We start from the raw sequence: 22,356 nt of genomic DNA on the forward strand, positions 1-22,356 counted from the left end.
GCTCACCACCACATCGCACCAAGCGCAGGAGCGCCCCGGGCTGGCACGTCGGCGGGGCCGCGGAAACCGGGAAGGGCCCGACCCATGGCTGGCAGCACCACCACGCAGGCCGAGCAGGACGCTCCGCAGGAGCTGACGGCAGCCCAGGCAGGCATCCTCGCCGCCCAACGGATCGACCCCGACAACCCGGCCTACAACGTCGGCCAGTACGTCCGCATCGACGGCGAGCTCGACGAGCAGCTGCTCGAAGCCGCGCTGCGCCGCACCCTCACCGAGGCCGACGGGCTGCACATCCGCCTCGCCGGGCCGCAGGAGCGCACCACCCGGGTGCCCGCCGGCTTCGACGCCGAGGCCTGGGCGCTGCCCCGGCTGGACACCAGCGGTGCCACCGACCCGCTCGGCGCCGCCGTCACCCTGGTCCGCGAGCAACTGGCCGTCCCCGCCGTCCTGGAGGGCCCCGGTGCGGCTGCCCTCACCGGCTCCCTCCTGGTGCGCACCGGCCCGGCGAGCCACCTGTGGTTCCAGTGGTTCCACCACCTGGTCGTGGACGGCTACAGCGTGGCGCTGTTCAGCCGCCGCGTCGCCGAGGTCTACACCGCCCTCGCCACCGGCGCGGACGTCCCCGACAGCCCGTTCCGCCCCGCCGCCCTGCTCGCCGAGGCCGAGCGCGACTACCTGGCCTCCGAGCAGGCCGGGGCCGACCGTGCCTACTGGCGGGAGCGCTTCGCCGACGCCCCGGCGGTCGTGGGCCTCACCGAGCAGACCGCCGCGGCCGCCCCCGCCGGGCTGCGGCACCGGGTGGAGCTGCCGGCCGGGCCGTCCGCCGCCGTCCTCGCCGCGGCGAAGGCCGCCCGGGTCACCTGGGCCGAGGCCGCGAACGCCGCCTTCGCGGCCTACCTGCACCGGATGACCGGCACGGCCGACGCCGTGCTCGGCATGCACTTCATGGCCCGCACCGCCCCCGGCACCCTGCGGGTGCCCGGGATGGCCGTCAACATCCTCCCCGTCCGGCTCGCCGTCACCGGCGAGGACTCCTTCACCGAGCTGATGCGCCGCTCGGCCGGCGAGCTCAAGGCCGTCCGCCGCCACCAGCTCCACCGCGGCGAGGAGATCCGGCGCGACCTCGGCCTGGTCGGCACGGACCGGCGCCTGCACGGGCCGATGCTCAACATCAAGCCCTTCGACCTCGACCTGGACTTCGCGGGCAGCCCCGGCAGCACCGTCAACCTGGCCTCCGGGCCCGTCGACGACTTCTCGCTCTCCGTCCTGAAGACGCCGGACGACCGCCTCGTCCTGGAGTTCGACGCCAACCCGGTGCTCTACGGCACGGGCGAACTCGCCCGCCACGCCGACCGGTTCGCCGCCCTGCTGACCCGCCTCGCCGAAGCGCCCGAGCAGCCGCTGGCCGGCCTGCCGCTGCTCGCCGACGCCGAGCTCCACGACGTCCTGCACGGGTGGAACGACACCGCCCGCGAGGTCCGCGAAGGCACCCTGGTCAGCCGGATCGCCGAGCGCGCCGCCGCCACCCCCGAGGCCACCGCGGTGATCGCCGAGGGCCGCAGCCTCAGCTACGCCGAGCTCGACGCCCGGGCCACCGGCCTCGCCCACGCGCTGCGGGCCGCCGGCGCCGGCCCCGACCGGGTGGTCGCGGTGGCCGTGCCGCGCTCCGTCGAGCTGATGGTCGCCCTGCTCGGCGTGCTCAAGTCCGGCGCCGCGTACCTGCCGCTGGACGCGGACTACCCGGCCGACCGGCTCGCGTACATGGTCGGGGACGCGGCGCCCGTCCGCGTCGTCACCGTCCGCCCGCTGCTGGAGCGGCTCCCCGAGGCTGCCCGCGCCGCCGCCCTGCTGGTCGACGGACCGGCCGCCGCCGTGGCGCCCGCCCAGGACGCCCCCGCACTGCCCGTGCCCGGCCCCGACCACGCCGCCTACCTGATCTACACCTCCGGCTCCACCGGCCGCCCCAAGGGCGTCGTCGTGACCCACCGCGCCATCGTCAACCGGCTCGACTGGATGCAGCACGCCTACCGGCTCGGCGCCGACGACCGCGTCCTGCAGAAGACCCCGGCCAGCTTCGACGTCTCCGTCTGGGAGTTCTTCTGGGCCCTGTGCGAGGGCGCCACCGTCGTCCTGGCCCGCCCCGAGGGCCACAAGGACCCCGCCTACCTCGCCGCGCTGATCGCCGAACAGCACGTCACCACCCTGCACTTCGTACCGTCCATGCTGCGCGCCTTCCTGGAGGAGCCCACCGTCACCGAGCGCTGCGCCGGCCTGCGCCGCGCCTTCTGCTCCGGCGAGGCCCTGCCCGGCGACGTCGTCGACCGCTGGTACGCCGCCCTCCCCGCGGTGCCGCTGCACAACCTGTACGGCCCCACCGAGGCCGCCGTCGACGTCACCCACCACCACACCGCCCCGGCCACCGGCGTCGTCCCGATCGGCCGCCCGGTCTGGAACACCCGCCTGTACGTGCTGGACGCCGCGCTGCGCCCCGCCCCGGTCGGCGTGCCCGGTGAGCTCTACCTGGCCGGCGTCCAGCTGGCCCGCGGCTACCTCGGCCGCCCCGGCCTGACCGCCGGCCGCTTCGTCGCCGACCCGCACGGCGCACCGGGCGAGCGCATGTACCGCACCGGTGACCTCGTCCGCCGGGCCCCCGACGGCACCGTCGAGTACCTCGGCCGCACCGACGACCAGGTCAAGGTCCGCGGCTTCCGGATCGAGCTCGGCGAGATCGAGGCCGCCCTGGAGGCCCTGCCCGGCGTCGTCCAGGCCGCCGTGACCGCCCGTGAGCTGACCGCCGGCGGCGCCCGGCAGCTGGTCGGCTACGCCGTGCCGGCGCCCGCCGACCCGGAGGCACTGCTCGCCGAACTCGCCCGCACCCTGCCCGAGCACATGGTCCCGGCCGTGCTGGTCGGCCTGGACGCCCTGCCGCTGAGCCTCAACGGCAAGCTCGACCGCAAGGCCCTGCCCGCGCCCGCCGCCGGCCGCGGCGACGGCGGCGGCGCGCCGCGCACCGAGACCGAGCACATCCTCGCCGCGCTCGTCGCCGAAGTCCTCGGCCTGCCCGCCGACGAGGTCGGCGTCGACGACAACTTCTTCTCCCTCGGCGGGGACAGCATCTCCGCCATCCAGCTCGGCAGCCGCGCCCGCCGCGCCGGCTTCCGGATCACCCCGCGCGTGGTCTTCGACCGCCGTACCGTCGCCCGGATCGCCGCCGTCGCCGAAGGCAGCCGCACCGACGCCGGCCCGGCCGCCCACGCCGTCGACACCACCGGGCCGCTGCCCACCACCCCGATCAGCGAGTGGCTGCGCGAGCGCGGCGGGCCGGTCGCCCGCTTCGCCCAGCACACCGTCGTCACCGTCCCCGCCGGCCTCGACCGGCAGCGCCTGGCCGCCGCGCTCGACACGCTGACCGACCACCACGACGCGCTGCGCCTGCGCCTGCACGTCGCCGAGGACGGCAGCTGGACCCAGGAGGTCCGGCCGGCCGGCGCCGCGCCCGCCGCGGACCGACTGCGCCACATCGACGTGACCGCCGAGGAGCTCGCCACCGCCGCCGCCCTGGAGCGCGAGGCCGCCGCCGACCGCCTCGACCCGGGCCTCGGCGTCGTCCTCCAGGCCGTCCACCTCGACGCCGGTGACCGCACCCCGGGCCTGCTCGTCCTCGCCGCCCACCACCTGGCCGTCGACGGCGTCTCCTGGCGCATCCTGCTGCCCGACCTGCGCGCCGCCTACGAGGGCCGCGCCCCGGAGGGCGTCCCCACCCCGCTGCGCGCCTGGACCCGCGGACTCGCCGAGGCCGCCACCGGCGACCTCGTCCGCGCCGAACTGCCCCTGTGGCAGGCCGTGCTGGCGGACGGCAGCGGACCGCTGCTGGGCGAGCGCCCGCTCGACGCCGGCCGGGACACCGCCGCCACCACCCGCCGCCTGCGGCTCACCCTGCCCGCCGCGCGCACCGCCCCGCTGCTCACCGACGTCCCCGCCACCCACCGGGCCGGCGTGGACCACGTCCTGCTCACCGGCCTCGTGCTGACCCTGCTCGCCCGGCGCCGCGCCCGGCCGGGCGAGGACACCCGCCCCGACCTGCTGCTGCGGCTGGAGGGCCACGGCCGCGAGGACGCGCTCGTCCCCGGCGCCGACACCGCCCGCACCGTCGGCTGGCTGACCAGCGAGTTCCCCGTCCGGCTCGACCTGACCGGCGTCGACGCCGCGGCCGCCCTGGCCGGCGGGCCCGCCGCCGGCCGCGCCCTCGCGCTGGTCAAGGAGCAGCTGCGCGCCCTGCCGCACGCGGGCGCCGGCTACGGCCTGCTGCGCCGGCTCGACCCGCAGTCCGCCGCCGCCCTCGCCGACCTGGCCGAGCCGCAGCTGCTCTTCAACTACCTGGGCCGCTTCGCCACCACCGGCGAGGAGTGGGGCGTCGCCCCGGAGGCCGGGGACGCCGTCACCGCCTCCGCGGACCCGGGCCTGCCCTGCGCGCACGCGCTGGAGATCGGCGCGTTCGTCCAGGACGGCCCCGCGGGCCCCGAACTGACCGTCCAGTTCGGCTGGCCGCAGGGCATCCTCACCGAGGACGCCGTCCGGGAGATCGCCGAGGGCTGGTTCGCCCACCTCGACGCGCTCACCCGGTACGCCGCCCGCCCCGACGCCGGCGGCCTGACCCCCTCCGACGTGCCGCTCGCCCCCGTCACCCAGGCCGTCCTGGACCAGCTGGCCGCCGAACACCCCGACACCGAGGACGTCCTGCCGCTCTCCCCGCTCCAGGAGGGCCTGCTCTTCCACACCCTGCTCCAGGACGAGCGGGGCGCCGACGACCTCTACACCTCGCTCACCTCGCTCGACCTGCGCGGCCCGCTCGACCGCGCCGGACTCGTCCGCGCCGTCGACGCCGTCGTCAACCGGCACTCCGCGCTGCGCGCCGGCTTCCTCGGCGCCGGCGTCCCCGAGCCGCTGCAGCTCGTCGCCGGCCTGGTCCGGGTGCCGTGGACGGAGCACGACCTGAGCGCGCTGCCCGCCGACCGGCAGACCGCCGAGACCGCCCGGATCGAGGACGCCGAGGCCTCCCGCCGCTTCGACCTGGCCCGCCCGCCGTTGGTGCGCTGCGCCCTCGTCACGCTCGGCCGGGACCACCACCGGCTCGTCCTGACCCGGCACCACATCGTCATGGACGGCTGGTCCACCCCCGTCCTGCTGCGCGAGCTGATCACCGCCTACGGGGCCGACGGCAGCGCCGCCGCGCTGCCCGCCGCCGCGCCCTACGCCGACCACCTCGGCTGGCTGGCCGCCCGCGACGCGGCCGCCGACACCGCCGCCTGGCAGCAGGCACTGGCCGGCCTCGACGCGCCGACGCTGCTCGCCGACAGCCTCGGCACCCCGGCCGCCGGGCCCGCCGCCGCCGGGCGGGAGATCGACCTGCCGATCCCGGCCGAGGTGTCCGCCGCCCTCACCGCGACCGCCCGCGAGCACGGCCTCACCCTCAACACCCTCGTCCAGGGCGCCTGGGCGATCCTGCTCGGCCGCCTCACCGGCCGCACGGACGTTGTCTTCGGCGCCACCGTCTCCGGCCGCCCCGGCGACCTGCCCGGCGTCGAGGCCATGGTCGGCCTGTTCAGCAACACCGTCCCGGTGCGGTTCGAGCCGCGCGAGGACGAGCCGGTCGCCGAGGCGCTCGGCCGCCTCCAGGCCCAGCAGTCCGCCCTGCTCGACCACCAGTACCTGGGCCTCGCCGACATCCAGGCCGCGGCCGGGCACGGCACCCTCTTCGACACCCTGCTGGTCTTCGAGAACTACCCCGTCGACCCGGAGCACCTCACCGCCCGCGGCCTGCGGGTCGCCGGGATCGGCAACCGCGGCGCCACCCACTACCCGCTCACCGTGCTCACCCTGCCCGGCGAGGCCCCGCAGCTGACCGTGGAGTACCGCCCCGACGTGTTCACCGCCGAGCAGGCCGGCGCCGTCGGCGAGCGCCTGCTGCGGCTGCTCACCACCATCGCCACCGCGCCGCGGACCGCCGTCGGAGCCCTGGAGATCCTCGCCCCGGCCGAGCGCCGGACCGTCCTGGAGGAGTGGAACGCCACCGCGCGCGCCGTCCCCGAGGGCACCGTCGTCGACGCCTTCGCCGCCCGTGCGGCCGCGATGCCCGCGGAGACCGCCGTCGTCTTCGGCGACGAACGGCTCGACTACGCCGAGCTCGCCGCCCGCGTCACCCGCACCGCCCGGCACCTCGCCGCGCTCGGCGCCGGACCGGGCCGGGTGGTGGCCCTCGCGCTGCCCCGCTCGGCCGACCTCGTCGCCGCCCTGCTCGGCGTCCTCGCCTCCGGCGCCGCCTACCTGCCGATCGACCTCGACCACCCGGACGAGCGGATCGCGCTGATGCTGGAGGACGCCGACCCGCTGCTCACCCTCACCACGCCCGAGGTCGCCGAGCGCCACCCGGTGCTCGCCGCCCACGGCAAGGGCGTCCTCACCGTCGCCGAACTCGGCACGCTGGGCGCCGACCCCGTCCGCCCGCACGCCGACGACCTCGCGTACGTCATCCACACCTCCGGCTCCACCGGGCGCCCCAAGGGCGTGCTCGTGCCGCACCGGGGCCTGGCCAACATGCTGGAGCACCACGGCAGTACCGTCTTCGCCCGGGCCGTGGAGCTGGCCGGCGGCCGCCGGCTGCGCGCCGCGCACACCGCCTCGTTCTCCTTCGACTCCTCCTGGGAGCAGCTGCTCTGGCTGATCCTCGGCCACGAACTGCACGTCTACGGCGAGGACCTGCGCCGCGACCCGCAGGCCCTGGCCGAGCGGCTGCTCGCCGACCGGATCGACACCCTCGACGTCACCCCGTCGTTCGGCCGCCAGCTCGTCGAGTGGGGCCTGCTCGACTCGCAGCGGCACCGCCCGCTGCTCTTCCTGGTCGGCGGCGAGGCCGTCGACGACGCCCTGTGGACCCGCATCCGGGAGACCGAGGGCGTGCTCGGCCACAACTTCTACGGCCCCACCGAATACACCGTCGACACCCTCGGCGCCGCGCTCGACGACAGCCCCACGCCGTTCGTCGGCCGCCCGATCGGCAACACCCGGGCCTACGTCCTGGACGCCCGGCTGCGCCCCGTCCCGGCCGGCGTCCCCGGCGAGCTGTACATCGCCGGCCCGGGCCTGGCCCGCGGCTACGGCAACCGCCCGGCGCTCACCGCGAGCCGCTTCGTCGCCGACCCGTTCGGCGCCCCCGGCGAGCGGATGTACCGCACCGGCGACGTCGTCCGCCACCGCCCCGACGGCAGTCTGGACTACCTGGGCCGCGACGACGACCAGGTGAAGATCCGCGGCTTCCGGGTCGAGCCCGGCGAGGTCGAGGCCGCCCTCGCGGCCCAGCCCGGCATCGCCGGGGCGGCCGTCCTGGCCCGCGCATCCGCCGGCGGCGTCAAGCGGCTGGTCGGCTACGTCGTCGCCGCCCCCGGGGCCGTCGCCGACCCCGCCGCCCTGCGCACCGCGCTCGCCGGGGAGCTGCCCGAGTACATGGTCCCCGCCGCGATCGTGGCGCTGCCCGTGCTGCCGCTGAACGTCAACGGCAAGCTCGACCGGCAGGCCCTGCCGGAGCCCGGCGCCGACGCCTTCGCCGCCCCGGCCGGGCGGGCCCCGCGCACCGAGCGGGAGGCCGTGATCTGCGGCGTCTACGCCGACGTGCTCGGCCTGCCCGCGGCCGGCATCGACGACGACTTCTTCGCGCTCGGCGGCCACTCGCTGCTCGCCACCCGGGTGGTCGGCCGGCTGCGCGCCGCGCTCGGCACCGAGGTCGCCGTCCGCGACCTGTTCGAGACCCGCACCCCCGCCGCCTTCGCCGCCCGCCTCGACGGCGCGGCCACCGGCCGCACCGCCCCGGCCGCCCGCCCGCGCCCCGAGCGGATCCCGCTCTCCGCCGCGCAGGCCCGGCTCTGGTTCCTCCACCGCCTCCAGGGCCCGAGCACCGCGTACACCATCCCGTGCGCGCTGCGGATCGACGGTGCACTGGACGCGGACGCGCTGCGCGCCGCCTTCGCCGACGTCCTCGCCCGCCACGAGGCGCTGCGCACCGTCTTCCCCGACCACGAGGGCCGGCCGTACCAGCGCATCCTCGACCCGCAGGCCGCCGGTGTGCCGTTCACCGCGGCCGAGGTCACCGGGCTCCGGCTGGACACCGAGGTCGCCGCCGCCGGCGCGTACGCCTTCGACCTGGCCACCGAGATCCCCGTCCGGGCCACCCTGCTGAGCGCCGGCCCCGCCCGGCACGTGCTCTGCATCGCGCTGCACCACATCGCGGGTGACGAGTGGTCCGAGGGCGTCCTGCTGCGCGACCTCGACCTCGCCTACGCCGCCCGCCGGGCCGGCGCCGCCCCGCAGTTCCCGCCGCTGCCCCTGCAGTACGCCGACCACGCGCTGTGGCAGGGCGAGCTGCTGGCCGCGGAGCAGGGCCCGGCGGCCGACCAGGCCCGCTACTGGACGGAGCGGCTGGCGGCCCTGCCCGCCGAGCTGACCCTGCCCACCGACCGGGCCCGCCCGGCCGAGGCGAGCGGCCGCGGCGGCGCGGTGCGGCTGCGCCTGCCGGACGACCTGCACGCCGCCCTGCGCGACTACGCGCGGCGCACCGGCGCCACCCCGTTCATGGTCACCCAGGCCGCCGCGGCGCTGCTGCTGGGCAAGCTGGCCGGCACCGCCGACGTCGCGCTCGGCACGCCCGTCGCGGGCCGCAGCGACGAGGTGCTGGAGTCCGTGGTCGGCTTCTTCGTCAACACCCTGGTGCTCCGCCACGACCTGGCCGGCGACCCGAGCTTCGACGAACTGGTCACCCGCTCCCGGGAGACGGTGCTCGGCGCCCTCGCCCACCAGGACCTGCCCTTCGACCGGCTGGTGGAGATCGTCAACCCCGAGCGCTCGCTCGGCCGCCACCCGCTGTTCCAGGTGATGGTCCAGCACCGCCGGGAGGCCGGCGGCCTCGACCGGCTGCTCGGCGCCCGGACGGCCCTGCTGCCCGACCCGGTGCACGCGGCCCGCTTCGACCTGGCCTTCACGTTCGTGGAGTCCGCCGACGGGAGCCGCACCGACCTGACGGTCATCCACGCCGACGACCTGTTCGACCGCGCCACCGCGCGGCTGTTCGGCGCCCGGCTGCTGCGCGTCATGGAGCAGGCCTTCGCCGCCCCCGGCCGGCCGGTCGCCCGGATCGAGCCGACCGCCGCCCAGGAGCGGCGCGGCCTCGCGGGGGAGTGGAACGCCACCGCCATCACCGTGCGCGAGGGCACCCTGCTCGACCGGATCGCCGAGCGCACCGCCGCCACCCCCGACGCCGTCGCGGTGGTCTTCGAGGGCACCGCGCTGACCTACCGCGAGCTGGACGGGCGCGCCGCCCGACTCGCCGGGGCACTGACCGCCGCCGGCGCCGGCCCCGACCGGATCGTCGCCGTGGCCGTCCCGCGCTCCGCCGAGCTCATGGTCGCGCTGCTGGCCGTGCTCAAGTCCGGCGCCGCCTACCTGCCGCTGGACACCGAGTACCCGGCCGAGCGCCTCACCGCCATGGTCGAGGACGCCGCCCCGGTGTGCGTGCTCACCGCCCCCGGCCCGGAAGGCGGCCTGCCCGGCCTGCCCGCCGTCCCGGGCGCGCCGGTGCTCACCGTCGACGCCGAGGCACCGGCGCCCGTCACCCCCGCCGCGCCCGGCCCCGACCACGCCGCGTACGTCATCTTCACCTCCGGCTCCACCGGCCGCCCCAAGGGCGTTGTGGTCACCCACCGGGCGATCGTCAACCGGCTCGACTGGATGCGCGAGGTCTACGGCATCACCGCCGCCGACCGCATCCTGCAGAAGACCCCGGCCAGCTTCGACGTGTCGGTCTGGGAGTTCTTCCTCCCGCTGGTCACCGGCGCCCGGGTGGTGCTGGCCCGCCCCGGCGGCCACCGCGAACCCGAGTACCTGGCCGCGCTGGCCGCCCGCGAGTCCGTCACCGCCTGCCACTTCGTGCCCTCCATGCTGACCGCCTTCACCGGCGCGGCCGAGCAGGACGACACCCTGCGCACGGCCTTCGCCGGCGTCTCCCGGGTCTACTGCTCCGGCGAGGCCCTGCCCGCCGCCGCGGTGGACCGCTTCCTCGCCCTCTGGCCGCAGATCGAGCTGCACAACCTGTACGGCCCGACCGAGGCCGCCGTGGACGTCACCTACCACCGGGCGTGGGCCGGCTCCGGCGTCGTCCCGATCGGCCGCCCGGTCTGGAACACCCGCCTGTACGTGCTGGACGCCGCGCTGCGCCCCGCCCCGGTCGGCGTGCCCGGTGAGCTCTACCTGGCCGGCGTCCAGCTGGCCCGCGGCTACCTCGGCCGCCCCGGCCTGACCGCGGGCCGCTTCGTCGCCGACCCGTTCGCGCAGGGCGAGCGGATGTACCGCACCGGGGACTTGGTGCGCCGCCGCATCGACGGCGAGGTCGAGTACCTCGGCCGCACCGACGACCAGGTCAAGGTCCGCGGCTTCCGGATCGAGCTCGGCGAGATCGAGTCCGCGCTCGCCGCCGTCCCCGGCGTCGGCCAGGCCGCCGTCACCGCCCGTGCCCTCACCGAGGGCGGGGCGCGCCAACTGCTCGGCTACGTCGTCCCGCAGGCCGGCGCGAGCGTGGGCGGCGACGCCGTCCGCGCGGCCGTCGCCACCGTGCTGCCCGAGCACATGGTGCCGGTGACCGTCACCGTGCTGGACGCGCTGCCGCTGAGCGTCAACGGCAAGCTCGACCGCAAGGCCCTGCCGGCCCCCGGCCGCCGCGCCGAGCAGGCGCTGCCCACCGGCGGCGGCCGGTCCGCGGCCGGTGCGCTCGCCCGGGTCTTCGCCGACGTGCTCGGCCTGGCCGAGGTCGGCGAGGACGAGAACTTCTTCGCCCTCGGCGGGGACAGCATCGTCTCGATCCAGCTGATCAGCCGCGCCCGCAAGGCCGGCTTCGACCTCGCCGCCAAGGACGTCTTCCAGCACCCCACCCCGGCCGCCCTGGCCGCGGCCAAGGGGCACGCCGTCACCACCGGCCCCGCCGCCCCGGCCGCCGCCGCGGCCCGCCCGGCCGACGGCGAACTGCCCGCCCTGCCGGTCGTCCACTGGCTGCGCGAACGCGGCGGCCCCGTCGACCGGTTCAACCAGTCGGTGCTGCTCACCGTCCCGGCCGGCCTGCGGGAGGAGCCGCTGCGGGCCGCCCTGGCCGCGCTGGCCGCCCACCACCCGGCGCTGCGGCTGCGCCTCGACCGCACCGACGGCCTCTGGACCCAGCAGATCCTGCCGGTCGCGCAGGCCCCCGCCACCACCGAGGCCGACACGCTGCGCCGGGTCGACGCCCGCGACGGCGACCTCACCGCCCTGCTCACCCGGGAGGCCGACGCGAGCGCTGCCGCCCTCGACCCCGCCGCCGGCCGGGTGCTGCGCGCCGTCTGGTTCGACGCCGGCGACGACCGGGACGGCCGCCTGCTGCTGACCGTGCACCACCTCGCGGTGGACGGCGTCTCCTGGCGCACCCTGCTGCCCGGCCTCGCCGCCGCGTACGAGGGCCGCTCCCCGGAGCCCGAGGCGTACGGGCTGCGCGCGTGGTCCGAGCACCTGCTGACGCACGCCCAGGAACGCACCCGGGTCGCCGAGGCCGCGCACTGGCGCACCGCGCTGGCCGGGCCCGCCGGGCCGCTCGCCGCGCTCGCCGCCGACCCGGAGCGCGACACCGTCGCCACCGTGCGCACGCTGCGCCGCACCCTGCCGGCCGACCGCACCGCCCCGCTGCTCACCGAGCTGCCCGAGGCCTTCGGCGCCGGCGTGGACGACGTCCTGCTGGCCGGCCTGGTGCTCGGCGCGGCCACCGCCCGCCCGGGCAGCGCCCCGGCCGTGCAGGTCGACCTGGAGGGGCACGGCCGCGGCGGCCACCCCGGCCTCACCCCCGACCTCGCCGGCACCGTCGGCTGGTTCACCACCGTCCACCCCGTCCGCCTCGACCTCGCCGGGATCGACCCCGCCGCCGCGCTCGCCGGCGGCCCGGCCGCCGGGCAGGTCCTCAAGCAGGTCAAGGAGCAGCTGCGGGCCGCCCCCGACAAGGGCCTCGGCTTCGGCCTGCTGCGCCACCTCAACCCGCAGACCGCCGCGCTGCTCGCCGCCGCGCCGCGCTCGCAGGTGCTGTTCAACTACCGGGGGCGTGCCGACGGCGCGACCGGGGCGCTCGGCGGCTGGCCGCTCGCCCCGCAGCCCGAGCGGGACGCCGTCGCCGCCGGCGCCGGCCCCGACCCGCGGATGGCCGCCGGCTACCCGCTGGAGATCGACGCCGTCGTCCGGGCCGGCGCGGACGGCCGGCCCGAGCTGGCCGTCGAGTGGAGCTGGCCGCAGGCCCTGCTCACCGAGGCCGAGGTGGCGGCCCTCGCCGACGCCTGGTTCGCCGCCCTGGACGCCCTCGCCCGGCACACCGCCGACGGCGGGGCGGGCGGGGTCACCCCCTCCGACCTCAGCCTCGTCTCGCTGAAGCAGGCACAGATCGACCGGCTGGAGTCCCGGCTGCGCGGACGGCGCCGCCGATGAGCGCCGCCGCCTCCCGACCCGACCCGACCGACCACCACGTCCCCACCACCCCCAGGACCGAGAAGACCGTGATGAACGACTCCACCGCACCGATCGACGACCCCCAGGCCGAGGGCGCGGCCGCATCGGACCTGGAAGACGTCTACCCGCTCTCCTCGCTCCAGGAAGGCCTGCTCTTCCACGCCCTCTACGACGACGGCGCCCGCGACGTCTACGTCGTGCAGGCCCACCTCGACCTGGCCGGCGCCGTCGCCACGCCGCGGCTGGCCGCCGCCCTCGACGCCCTGCTCACCCGCCACGCCAACCTGCGGGCCGGCTTCTGGTACGAGGACCCGGAGGCCGTCGTCCAGTTCGTCCAGCGCAGCGTCGGCACCCCGCTGCGCGAGGCCGACCTCACCGCGCTCACCGGCGAGGCCCAGGACGCGGCCGTGCGCGCCGCCATGGACGAGGACTGGCACCGCCGCTTCGACCTCGACGCCCCGCCGCTGCTGCGCCTCGCCCTGCTGCGCCTGGGCGAGGACCGCTCGCGGCTCGTCCTGACCTGCCACCACCTGCTGCTCGACGGTTGGTCCATGCCGATCGTCTTCCGCGAGCTGATGGCCCTGTACGGCGCCGCGGGGGACGTCTCCGCGCTCCCGCCCGTCCGCCCCTACAAGGATCACCTCGCGCTGCTCGCCACCCGGGACACCGCCGCCGCCGAGGCCGCCTGGGGCGAGGCGCTGGCCGGCTTCGAGCAGGCCCACCCGGTGGCGCCCGGCGCCGACACCGCCACCGCCGTCGAGCCGGGCCTGATCACCCGGTACGCCGACGCCGCCCTCTCGGAGCGCCTCGCCGCCGCCGCCCGCGGCCGCGGCCTGACCCTCGGCAACGTCGCCCACACGCTCTGGGGCGTCCTGGTCGGCTCCCTCACCGGCACCACCGACGTGGTGTTCGGCACCACCGTCTCCGGCCGCCCCGACGACCTGCCGGGCGCCGAGACGATGGTCGGCCTCTTCATCAACACCGTGCCGGTACGGGTGCGCCCCGCCGCCGGGGCCACCCTGGCCGGCGCCGCCGCCCAGGTGCAGCACGAGCAGGCCGCCCTGATGGCGCACCAGCACCTCGGGCTCGGCGCGATCCAGCGGCAGAGCGCCGTCGACGGCAGCCTGTTCGACACCCTGCTGGTGGTGGAGAACTACCAGGGCGGCGGCGACGCGCTGCGCGAGGCCCTCGGCGGCACCGCCGGCCTCGCCGTCACCGCGCTCGGCGCCCGCGACGCCACCCACTACCCGCTCGGCCTCACCGTGCTGCCCGGCGCCGAGCTGCGCGTCGAGCTGGAGTACCGGCCGGACGTCTTCGGCGCCGCCGAGGCCGAGCGGATCGCCGACCGGTTCGTCGCCCTGCTGGCGGCCTTCGCCGCCGACCCCGACCTCCCGCTGGCCCGGCTCGACCTGCTCGCCCCGGCCGAGCGCGCCGCCCTGCCCGCCACCCTCGCGGGCCCGGACCACGAGGTGCCGGCCGGCACCGTCGCCGACCTCTTCGCCGCCCAGGCCCGCCGCACGCCCGCCGCCCGCGCGCTGGTCGGCCCCTCGCTGGCCGGCACGCCCACCGCGGAGACCTTCGCCGAGCTGGACGCGGCCGCCGACCGGCTGGCCCGCCTGCTGCTCCGCCAGGGCCTCGGCCCCGACGCCCGGGTGGCCATCGCGCTGCCCCGCTCCACCGACACCGTCGGCGCCGTCCTCGCCGTGCTGCGGGCCGGCGCCGCCTACCTGCCGCTCGACCTCGACCACCCGGACGAGCGGCTCGCCCTGCTGCTCGACGACGCCCGCCCCGCCGTCGTCCTGACCACCTCCGCGGTCGCCCCCCGGCTCCCCGGGCTGCCCGGCGCCACCGTCCTGCTGCTCGACGCGGCGGACACCCGGGCCGCGCTCGCCGCCCTCGCCGACGGCCCGCTCACCGACGCCGAGCGCGGCGGCCCCGTCCACCCGGGCCAGGCCGCGTACATCATCCACACCTCCGGCTCCACCGGCCGCCCCAAGGGCGTCGTCATCACCCACGAGGGCCTCGCCAACCTGGCCCACGACCACCTCGCCGGCGCCTTCGCCGAGGCCCTCGACGCCGCCGGGCTGCGCCGCCTGCGCGCCCTGCACACCGCCTCGTTCTCCTTCGACTCCTCGTGGGAGCAGCTGATCTGGCTGATCGGCGGGCACGAGCTGCACATCCTCGGCGAGGCCGACCGGCGCGACGCGGAGGCCGTCGTCGGCTACACCCGCGAGCAGCGCATCCACGCCCTGGACGTCACCCCCAGCTACGCCCGGCAGCTGCTCGACTCCGGCCTCCTGACCGGCGAGCACCGCCCGCCGGTCCTGCTGCTCGGCGGCGAGGCCCTGCCCGAGCCGCTCTGGGCCGCGCTGCGGGCCGAGCCCGGCGTGACCGTCCTCAACTACTACGGCCCGACCGAGTTCACCGTCGACGCGCTGCTCGCCGACCTCGCCGACAGCGAGACCCCGAGCGTCGGCCGCCCGCTGGCCGGCGGCCGCGCCTACGTCCTCGACGCGCTGCTGCGGCACGCGCCGGCCGGATCCCCCGGCGAGCTGTACCTGGCCGGCGTGCAGCTGGCCCGCGGCTACCTCGACCGCCCCGGCCTGACCGCCGAGCGCTTCGTCGCCGACCCGCACGGCGCCGCCGGCACCCGGATGTACCGCACCGGGGACCTCGTGCGCCGCCGCCCCGACGGCACCATCGACTACCTCGGCCGGGTCGACGAGCAGATCAAGATCCGCGGCTACCGGATCGAGCTGGGCGAGATCGAGGCCGTCCTCGCCGAGCAGCCCGGCGTCGCCCACGGCGCGGTGCTGGTGCGCTCCGGCGCGGTGGACCGCGTGGTCGCCTACGTGGTGCCCGCCGCCGGCGCCGTGCTGGACACCGCCGCCCTGCACGAGGCCGTCGCGGCCCGGCTGCCCGCGTACATGGTCCCCTCCGCGTTCGCCGTGCTCGACGCGCTGCCGCTGAACGTCAACGGCAAGCTCGACCGCGGCGCCCTGCCCGACGACGCCCTCGACTACACCGGCGTCTCGGCCGGCCGCGCCGCCGAGACCGAGACCGAGCAGCTGCTCTGCGAGCTGTACGCCGAGGTCCTGGGCCTGCCGGAGACCGGCGCCGAGGACGACTTCTTCCGCCTCGGCGGCGACAGCATCTCCTCCATCCGCCTGATCGGCGCCGCCCGCGCCGAGGGCCTCTCGCTCAGCCCGCGTGACGTCTTCGAGGTCCGCACCCCCGCCGCCCTGGCCGCCCTCGCCGACGCGCGCGACGCCGTCGGCCGGGCCCCGGAACTGCCCGACCTGCCCGCCGCCACCGGGGCCGAGCACGCCGCCGTCCGGGCCGTCGCGCCCAAGCTGGAGATCGAGGAGATCTGGCCGGTCTCCCCGCTCCAGGAGGGCCTGCTCTTCGAGGCCGGCTACGACGACCAGGCCCTGGACGTCTACACCTCCCGCGACGTCGTCACGCTGACCCGCCGGGTGCCGCTGGACGTCCTGCGCGCCGCCGTCGCCGCCGTCCTGGAGCGCCACCCCAACCTGCGGGCCGGCTTCCTCCAGGACGGCCCCGGCCGCCCGGTGCAGTTCGTCCCGCGCGCCGTGGACGTGCCGCTCACCGAGACCGACCTCTCCGCGCTCACCGCCGGGGAGTTCGAGGCGGAGCTGCGCCGGCTGACCGAGCGCGAGGCCGCCACCCGCTTCGACCTGACCGCCCCGCCGCTGCTGCGCCTGGTGTCGGTGCTCGCCCCCGACGGCGGGCAGCGGATCCTGATCACCAACCACGCCCTGCTCTGGGACGGCTGGTCGGCCGGCCTGTTCCTCCAGGAGCTGTTGGCCCACTGCGCCGGGCAGCCGGCCCCCGAGCTCGGCCTGCCCTACCGGGACTTCCTGCGCTGGCTGGGTGCCCAGGACGCCGAGCAGGGCAAGGAGGCCTGGCGCCGGTCGCTGGAGGGCCTGGCCGAGCCGACCCTGCTGGCGCCGCAGGCCCGCGAGCGGGCCGCCCTGCTGCCGCAGGAGGTCACCGCGGCGGTCTCCGCCGAGCTGACCGGCCGGCTGGCCGCCTTCGCCCGCGAGCGCGGCCTGACCCTCAACACCGTGCTCTCCGGCGCCTGGGGCCTGCTGCTGTCCGGCCTGACCGCCCGCGAGGACGTGGTGTTCGGCGCGACCGTCTCCGGCCGCCCGGCCGAGCTGGCCGGGATCGACGCCACCATCGGCATGTTCCTCAACACCGTGCCCGTCCGGGCCCGGCTCGACGGCGCGGAGAGCGTCGCCGCCTTCCTCAGCCGCCTCCAGGCGGAGCAGACGGCGCTGCTGGCGCACCACCAGACCGGCCTCGGCGAGATCCAGCGCGGCACCGGCTTCGGCCGGCTCTTCGACACCCTCCAGGTGCTCCGCAACACGCCCGCCGACCAGGGTGTGCGCGACCGCATCCGGGAGGGGCTGGGCGTCCAGGACGTCGTCGACGTGGACGCCACGCACTTCCCGCTGATCTTCATCACCAACCCCGGCGAGGCGCTCTCCTTCGAGTGGAAGTTCCGCCCGGACGTGTTCGAGCGCTCCGTCGTCGAGGAGCACGCCGAGCGCCTGGTCGCCCTGCTCGGGCAGATCGTCGACCACCCGGACCGCCCCGTCCGCTCCCTGGACATGCTGACGTCGGGTGAGCGGGGGCTGTTGGGGGAGTGGGCGGCGACGGGCCGTGAGCTGCCGGCGGCGTCGGTGGCGGATCTGCTGGCGGAGCGTGCGGCGGCGGTGCCGGACGAGGTGGCGCTGGTGTTCGGTGCCGCGTCGTGGACGTACGCGGAGCTGGATGCCCGGGTGAACCGGCTGGCGCGGTTGTTCGTGGCGCGTGGTGCGGGGCCGGAGAAGGTGGTGGCGCTGGGGCTGCCGCGTTCGCTGGAGATGGTGGCCGCGCTGTTCGCGGTGCTGCGGGCCGGTGCGGCGTACCTGCCGTTGGAGCTGGACTACCCGGTGGACCGGCTGGCCTTCATGGTCGAGGACACCGCCCCGGTCTGCCTGGTCACGGACTCGACGGCGGCCGCGCTGATGCCGGCCCACGCCAACACCGTGCTGCTCGACGACGACGGCGTCCACGCCGAGCTCGCCGCGCTGCCGGCCGAGCCCTACCGGGCCGAGTACGACCCCGCGGCGGCCGCGTACGTGATCTTCACCTCGGGCTCGACCGGCCGGCCGAAGGGCGTCGTCACGCCCTACCGCGGACTGACCAACATGCAGCTGAACCACCGGCAGGAGATCTTCGACCCGGTGGTGGCCTCGGCCGGCGGCCGGCGCCTGCGGATCGCGCACACCGTCTCGTTCTCCTTCGACATGTCCTGGGAGGAGCTGCTCTGGCTCGTCGAGGGCCACGAGGTGCACGTCCTGGACGAGGCGCTGCGCCGTGACGCGGAGGCCCTCGCGGCCTACTGCGCCGAGCACGCCGTGGACGTCATCAACGTCACGCCGTCCTACGCCCAGGCGCTCGTCGACCGGGGGCTGCTGGACGAGGGCCGGCACCGCCCGGTGCTGGTGCTGCTCGGCGGCGAGGCGGTGGCCGAGACCCTCTGGTCGAAGCTGCGCGACACCCCCGGGGTGATGGGCTACAACCTCTACGGGCCCACCGAGTACACCATCAACACGCTCGGCGGCGGCACGACCGACTCCGCCACCGCGACGGTCGGGCGGCCGATCTGGAACACCGTCGCGCACGTGCTGGACGGCCACCTGCGGCCGGTGCCGGTCGGCGTGCCCGGTGAGCTGTACGTCTCGGGCGTGGGCCTGGCCCGCGGCTACCTGAACCGCCCCGGCCTGACGGCGGAGCGGTTCGTCGCGGACCCGTTCGGCGAGCCCGGCGCGCGGATGTACCGCACCGGCGACGTCGTCCGGTGGCGGGCTTGGGGGTCCCCCCGGCCGGAGGCTGGGGGAGGCCTGCTGGACTTCCTCGGCCGGGCCGACGACCAGGTGAAGATCCGCGGCTACCGGGTCGAGCCCGGCGAGATCGAGGACGCCGTCGCGGCCCACGAGGACGTCGCCCAGGCGGCCGTGGTGGTCCGTGAGGACACCCCCGGCATCAAGCGCCTGGCCGCCTACCTCGTCCCGGCCGGCGCCGGCATCGACGTCGCCGAGGTGCGCAACTCCCTCGCCCGGCGCCTGCCCGAGTACATGGTCCCGTCGGCGTTCGTCGTCCTCGACGCGCTGCCGCTGACCGTCAACGGCAAGCTCGACCGCAAGGCGCTGCCCGCCCCGGACGTCAGCACCGCCGGCCGCGCCCCGCGCGACGCCCGCGAGGAGATCCTCTGCGGCGCCTTCGCCGAGGTGCTCGGCCTCACCGAGGTCGGCCCCGAGGACCACTTCTTCGACCTCGGCGGCCACTCGCTGCTCGCCACCCGCCTGGTCACCCGCGTCCGCACCCTGCTGGGCGGCCGGCTGACCGTCCGCGACCTCTTCGAGGCGCCGACCCCGGCGGGCCTTGCCCACCGCACCGGCGACGACGGCGAGCGCCGGCCGGCCCTCGGCCGCCGCGAGCGGCCGCAGGACCTCCCGCTCTCGCACGCCCAGCGCCGGATGTGGTTCCTGCAGAACCTCGACGACTCCGGCGCCACCTACAACGTGCCGCTGGTCGTCCGGGTCACCGGAGCGCTCGACACCGACGCCCTGCGCGCCGCCGTCCGCGCCGTGACGGACCGCCACGAGAGCCTGCGCACCGTCTTCACCGAGCGCGACGGCTCGGTCTTCCAGACCGTCCTGGACGCACCCGCCGCCGCGGACGCCGTCCACGTCGTCCGCTCCGGCGAGCAGACCCTGGCCGCCGACGTCGAGGCGGCCGTCCGGTACGGCTTCGACCTCTCCGCCGAACTGCCGCTGCGCGTCACCCTGCTGGAGATCGCCCCCGACGACCACGCGGTCGTGCTGCTCTTCCACCACATCGCCGGTGACGAGTGGTCGATGCTGCCGTTCATCGACGACCTGACGGCGGCCTACACCGCGCACACCGCCGGTGCGGCCCCGGCCTGGTCGCCGCTGCCCGTCCAGTACGCCGACTACACGCTCTGGCAGCAGGAGCTGCTCGGCTCCGCCGACGACCCGCAGAGCCTGCACTCCCGCCAGGTCGCGCACTGGCAGCAGGCGCTGGCCGGCCTCCCCGAGGAACTGCCGCTGCCCACCGACCACCCGCGCCGGCCGGTGGCCGGCTACCGCGGCGACACCGTGCACGCCCAGGTGCCGCCGGCCGTCTACCGCGGGCTCCGGGAGGTCGCGCGGGCGACCGGCACCACCACCTTCATGGTGCTCCAGGCCGCCGTCGCGACCCTGCTGCACCGCCTCGGTGCCGGCACCGACATCCCGCTCGGCGCGCCGGTCGCCGGCCGCTCCGACGGCGGGCTGGACGCCCTGGTCGGGTTCTTCGTCAACACCCTGGTGCTGCGCAACGACCTCTCCGGCGACCCGACCTTCGCGGACCTGCTCGTCCGCACCCGGGACACCGACCTGGCCGCCTTCGCCCACCAGGACCTGCCCTTCGACCGGCTGGTCGAGGCCGTCAACCCGCCGCGCGTGCCCGGCCGCCACCCGCTCTTCCAGGTGATGCTCGGCTACCAGCACAACGACGGCCAGGGCGGCCGGCTGCTCGGCCTGCAGAGCCGCATCCTGCCGTTCGAGCTGGGCGCCGCGAAGTTCGAACTCGACTTCAACTTCGAGGAGACCTCCTCCGCGGAGGAGATCGACATCGCCTTCGAGTACGCCACCGACCTCTACGAGCGCGGCACCGCCGAGGCCCTGGTCGAGCGGCTGCTCGCCGTCCTCGAACAGGTCGGCGCCGACCCGCAGCGCCGCATCGGCTCCCTGGACGTGCTGACGTCGGGTGAGCGGGGGCTGTTGGGGGAGTGGGCGGCGACGGGCCGTGAGCTGCCGGCGGCGTCGGTGGCGGATCTGCTGGCGGAGCGTGCGGCGGCGGTGCCGGACGAGGTGGCGCTGGTGTTCGGTGCCGCGTCGTGGACGTACGCGGAGCTGGACGCCCGGGTGAACCGGCTGGCGCGGTTGTTCGTGGCGCGTGGTGCGGGGCCGGAGAAGGTGGTGGCGCTGGGGCTGCCGCGTTCGCTGGAGATGGTGGCCGCGCTGTTCGCGGTGCTGCGGGCCGGTGCGGCGTACCTGCCGTTGGAGCTGGACTACCCGGTGGACCGGCTGGCCTTCATGGTCGAGGACACCGCCCCGGTCTGCCTGGTGACCAGCACCGCCGCCGCGGGCCGGATGCCCGAGGCCCCCGGCGTCGAGCGCCTGCTGCTGGACTCCCCGCAGATCGAGGCCGAGCTCGCCGCCCTGCCCGCCACCCCGCTCGGCCTGACCGTCGACCTGGACGCGGCCGCGTACGTGATCTTCACCTCGGGCTCGACCGGCCGGCCGAAGGGCGTCGTCACGCCCTACCGCGGACTGACCAACATGCAGCTGAACCACCGGCAGGAGATCTTCGACCCGGTGGTGGCCTCGGCCGGCGGCCGGCGCCTGCGGATCGCGCACACCGTCTCGTTCTCCTTCGACATGTCCTGGGAGGAGCTGCTCTGGCTCGTCGAGGGCCACGAGGTGCACGTTCTGGACGAGGCGCTGCGCCGTGACGCGGAGGCCCTCGCGGCCTACTGCGCCGAGCACGCCGTGGACGTCATCAACGTCACGCCGTCCTACGCCCAGGCGCTCGTCGACCGGGGGCTGCTGGACGAGGGCCGGCACCGCCCGGTGCTGGTGCTGCTCGGCGGCGAGGCGGTGGCCGAGACCCTCTGGTCGAAGCTGCGCGACACCCCCGGGGTGATGGGCTACAACCTCTACGGGCCCACCGAGTACACCATCAACACGCTCGGCGGCGGCACGACCGACTCCGCCACCGCGACGGTCGGGCGGCCGATCTGGAACACCGTCGCGCACGTGCTGGACGGCCACCTGCGGCCGGTGCCGGTCGGCGTGCCCGGTGAGCTGTACGTCTCCGGCGTGGGCCTGGCCCGCGGCTACCTGAACCGCCCCGGTCTGACGGCGGAGCGGTTCGTCGCGGACCCGTTCGGCGAGCCCGGCGCGCGGATGTACCGCACCGGCGACGTCGTCCGGTGGCGGGCTTGGGGGTCCCCCCGGCCGGAGGCTGGGGGAGGCCTGCTGGACTTCCTCGGCCGGGCCGACGACCAGGTGAAGATCCGCGGCTACCGGGTCGAGCCCGGCGAGATCGAGGACGCCGTCGCGGCCCACGAGGACGTCGCCCAGGCGGCCGTGGTGGTCCGTGAGGACACCCCCGGCATCAAGCGCCTGGCTGCCTACCTGGTGCCGAGTGAGGGTACCCTTATCGAGGTCTCCGGGATCCGGCGTATGCTGGCGTCCCGGCTGCCCGAGTACATGGTCCCGTCGGCGTTCGTCGTCCTCGACGCGCTGCCGCTGACCGTCAACGGCAAGCTCGACCGCAAGGCTCTGCCCGAGCCCGGCGCCGAGGACTACACGTCGACCGGCCCGCAGCGCGAGCCCCGGTACCCGAGCGAGAAGGCGGTGCACTCGGCTTTCGTCCAGGTGCTGGGCCTGCCCTCGCTCGGCATCGACGAGAACTTCTTCGACCTCGGTGGCCACTCGCTGCTCGCCATGTCGCTGCTCCAGCGGCTGCGCACCGAGTTCGAGGGCGACATCTGCCTGGCCGACCTGCTCACCAGGCCGACCGTCGCCGCCCTCGCCGACTTCCTGGTGGACCGTCTGGTCGACCACGCCCTCGGCACGGAGCCGGGCGACGGCACCGGCTGCTCCGCCTGACCGCTGCCCGGTCCGGCCGCCGCCGGACCGGGCAGCCCCCTCACGA

The 22,356-nt window shown here is 76.6% G+C and carries 2 protein-coding genes; both read left to right on the forward strand.

From position 1 onward, the window contains the following. Positions 1–84: 84 nt before the first annotated feature. Complete coding sequence (locus tag OH807_RS39445) at positions 85–12,534, forward strand: amino acid adenylation domain-containing protein (RefSeq protein ID WP_406209734.1); 12,450 nt, start codon at positions 85–87, stop codon at positions 12,532–12,534. Next, positions 12,531–22,310, forward strand: a complete 9,780-nt coding sequence (locus OH807_RS39450; RefSeq protein ID WP_406209737.1) for an amino acid adenylation domain-containing protein — start codon at positions 12,531–12,533, stop codon at positions 22,308–22,310. Before OH807_RS39445 ends, OH807_RS39450 begins: the two co-directional genes overlap by 4 nt. Positions 22,311–22,356: the final 46 nt, after the last annotated feature.

The organism is Kitasatospora sp. NBC_01560, assembly GCF_045208415.1.
Taxonomy (GTDB): Bacteria; Actinomycetota; Actinomycetes; order Streptomycetales; family Streptomycetaceae; genus Kitasatospora.